The organism is Moorena sp. SIO4E2, assembly GCF_010671945.1.
GTDB lineage: Bacteria > Cyanobacteriota > Cyanobacteriia > Cyanobacteriales > Coleofasciculaceae > Moorena > Moorena producens.
Window position 1 is genome coordinate 1 of the sequence record NZ_JAAHIE010000820.1, and the last position, 2638, is coordinate 2638.

Annotated in this window: 3 protein-coding genes; 2 read left to right on the plus strand and 1 reads right to left on the minus strand. The window is 42.6% G+C overall.

What is annotated here, in order from left to right:
- The first annotated feature begins 26 nt into the window (after positions 1 to 26).
- Positions 27 to 1535, plus strand: a complete 1509-nt coding sequence (locus tag F6K37_RS37660; protein ID WP_044492589.1) for a reverse transcriptase domain-containing protein — start codon at positions 27 to 29, stop codon at positions 1533 to 1535.
- 264 nt (positions 1536 to 1799) lie between these two features.
- Here the strand turns inward: F6K37_RS37660 and F6K37_RS37665 are convergent, their stop codons facing one another.
- Positions 1800 to 1946 carry a hypothetical protein gene (locus F6K37_RS37665; RefSeq protein ID WP_287256138.1) on the minus strand — a complete coding sequence of 49 codons (147 nt, stop codon included), beginning with the start codon at positions 1944 to 1946 and terminating at the stop codon, positions 1800 to 1802.
- Between the two features lie 437 nt (positions 1947 to 2383).
- Here F6K37_RS37665 and F6K37_RS37670 point away from each other — a divergent pair, with 437 nt between their 5' ends.
- Positions 2384 to 2614 carry a hypothetical protein gene (locus F6K37_RS37670; protein WP_287256141.1) on the plus strand — a complete coding sequence of 77 codons (231 nt, stop codon included), beginning with the start codon at positions 2384 to 2386 and terminating at the stop codon, positions 2612 to 2614.
- The last annotated feature ends 24 nt before the right edge of the window (positions 2615 to 2638 follow it).

Here is a 2638-nt window from a genome sequence, read left to right on the forward strand (position 1 = left end):
AACTCTAGGAGAGCATAGTTAGACACATGAGTAATCATAGTGAACTTTGGAAAAAACAACAGTGGAAGAAACTCCGCCAAAATCTTTTCCGCCTACAAAAGCGAGTGTATAAAGCAGTTAGAGTTGGTGACTTGAAGAAAGCCAGGTCAGTACAAAAACTGATACTGAAATCCCGCTCAGCTCAACTTTTGGCAGTCCGACAAGTGACACAGCTAAATAAAGGCAAGAAAACGGCTGGAGTTGATGGCAAGTCAAGCCTCAACTACAGAGAACGAATGGAACTGGTTGAAACATTGAACCATTATGCAACTGACTGGAAGCATAGCGGACTCAGAGAAATTCCAATCCCAAAAAAGAATGGAAAAGTAAGAATGTTAAAGATACCAACCATCGCTGACCGAGCATGGCAATGTCTAGTGAAGCTAGCCCTTGAACCAGCCCACGAGGCTACGTTCAGCGGAGATAGCTATGGATTCAGAACGGGCAGGTGCGCCCAGGACGTCCAAAAACGCTTACAAATCCATCTGGCCTCAAACCATAATGGAATAAATAAACGAATAATCGAACTAGACATCAAGAAATGCTTTGACCGAATCTCCCACAGCTCTATAATGGAAAGGCTTATCGCACCAGCAAAAATCAAAACGGGGATATTCAGATGCCTAAAAGCAGGAGTAACCGTTCAGTTTCCAGAACAGGGCACCCCACAAGGGGGTGTGGTAAGTCCTTTATTAGCAAATGTGGCATTAAACGGAATAGAGGAAATCCATCCAAGTCTGCGATACGCAGACGATATGGTTTTTATCTTAAAGCCTAAAGATGATGCTGAGAAAATCCTCAACAAAGTCAAGAAATTCTTGGCAGAAAGAGGAATGGAAATCAGTGAAGAAAAGACCAAGCTAACTAAAACGACAGACGGATTTGACTTCCTGGGGTGGAGATTCCGCGTCAGAAAAGACGGAAAGTTTTCATGCGTTCCCTCAGAGGAAAATCATAGAAACATACGTAAGAAAATTAAATCCGTAGTCAACAACTCGAACTATGGTGCCGAAGTAAAAGCTAAGAAATTAGCCTCCAAAGTTCGCGGATGGCGTAACTACCATAGTAGCTGTGATATGAGTAGCTCAAGGGATTCATTGTGGTTCATGAGAATAACCGCTAACCGTAAATTCCGAAAGGAAAAGAAAGTGAATCGGTACAGAGCCAACAAATTATGCGATAAAGCATTCCCAAAGGTAGGTTACAAACAGAACCAACACGTGAACGTAAGGGGGACTAAGTCACCATACGACGGCGACCTAGTCTACTGGAGCCAAAGGAATTCACGCCTTTACTCCGATGCTACCTCTGACGCATTGAAAAAGCAAAACCATTCCTGTGGACACTGTGGACTGAGATTCATCGAAGGCGAGGATGTACATCTTCATCACATAGATGGAAACCACGACAACTGGTCAAAAAAGAATCTACTAGCAGTACATCAAAGCTGCCATCAACAGATACACTGGAGCACTCCTAAGGGAGAGAATATCTAGGAGCCGTATGAGGGGAAACCTTCACGTACGGTTCTGAAGGAGAGGTGCCCCGGATAATACCGGGCATCGACTCTAACCGACTGGACTTCCTGGAGAATTTATGACGATGATGACTAAATACATAATTCTGGGTTAAGCTATTAAATTACTGGGGGGCTTTGCCCCCTGGCCAAACCATCGGGTTTGCTCCCATTGGAGCATGTCTGGAATGGTGTGAAATCTGAATTCATAAGGTTCATCTAGCCGTGGATAGTATTTCTGCGGCTATTTTTTTTGTTTAAAGGGAGTAGGGAGTAGGGAGTAGGGAATCGGGAACAGGGAATCGGGAATCGGGCGTTGCTGATTCTGGGTATGGTTTCGCCCCCCTAGCCCCCCAATTCTGGGGGGAACAAAACTTTCAAATTCCCCCAAATTTGGGGGATTTAGGGGGCTTTAGCAAAACCAGATGATCGCGCATTCATTCCTTAATTCAGCAACGCCGGGAATTGGGAGCAGTGGAAAGAGACCCTATTCAAAAAATTGTTAGTTGAATAGCATAATTTTCCTGTATTGATGCATCCTACCCTTAGAACACTGGAATAGTTTAACTCCTCAATAACAATAACAATTTCTCCCCTTATATCCTGACTTTGTGATTGAGTTACGTTCTCCCAGTGATATCATTTTTAGATAAACAGTTATCAAAAAAAATAGCTTCCTTCTAGTAGGTTATCTCCCTCCTCATCCCCTGCTCCCTGCTCCCTATTCCCTTTACTAAATAATTATTTACCTAATTGTTAATATTTTGTTACAATCAAAAATTCTCTAGATTGCTATAATATCAAAAATATTATAACTATGATAAAAAGGTGCCAAGCGATAAACCGTTGACTTCCTTAACGGATTTAAAGGTTATTGGGGAATACGATGATACAGAGCTGATTGTATCTAAACTGGAGCAGATGAAAGACCCTGAATTTTTGGGGCAACCAGATGTTAGGGAAAAAGGTGTAGAAGATATCTTGAATATCTTCAACTCAGTCCACAACCAGCCTTGGTCCCACGCCACCCATCAATTTGGCTATATTGCTCCAGTTTAGATACAATCAGCTCTGTATCATCGA